Source organism: Aromatoleum toluolicum (assembly GCF_012911005.2).
GTDB classification, from domain to species: Bacteria; Pseudomonadota; Gammaproteobacteria; order Burkholderiales; family Rhodocyclaceae; genus Aromatoleum; species Aromatoleum toluolicum.
This window is the reverse complement of the sequence record NZ_WTVS01000266.1, coordinates 1-395: the sequence shown is the minus strand read 5'-3', so window position 1 is coordinate 395 and position 395 is coordinate 1. Positions and strand designations below refer to the sequence as shown.

Genomic DNA, 395 nt, shown 5'->3' with positions numbered 1-395 from the left:
CTACGGCACGCCAGGCGTGGGCACGGTGGGCCACATCGGCACCGAGCTGCTCAAGGCGCGCAGCAACATCAACCCCGTGCATGTGCCCTACCCTGGCTATCCGCAGGTGGCCAACGCGATGCTGGGCGGCCAGCTGCAGATGGCGCTGCTGCCCCCGGCGCTGGCGCAGGCCCAGGTGCGTGCGGGCAAGCTGCGCGCGATCGGCGTGACCTCCTCCGGGCGCAGCCCGCTGGCACCCGAGGTGCCGAGCCTGGCCGAGGCAGGCATCAGCAACTTCAACCTGGAAATCTGGAACGCCTTCGCAGCGCCTTCCACCATGCCCAAGCCCATCCAGGCCAAGCTGGCCGCGCTGATCAGCGAGATCGCCCGCAGCGAAGACGTGCGCAGCAAGCTGT

At 69.6% G+C, this 395-nt stretch carries 1 protein-coding gene; it reads left to right on the top strand.

What is annotated here, in order from left to right:
- On the top strand, positions 1 to 395 hold a 395-nt coding region (locus GPA27_RS28675), incomplete at both ends, for a Bug family tripartite tricarboxylate transporter substrate binding protein (RefSeq protein WP_211165327.1).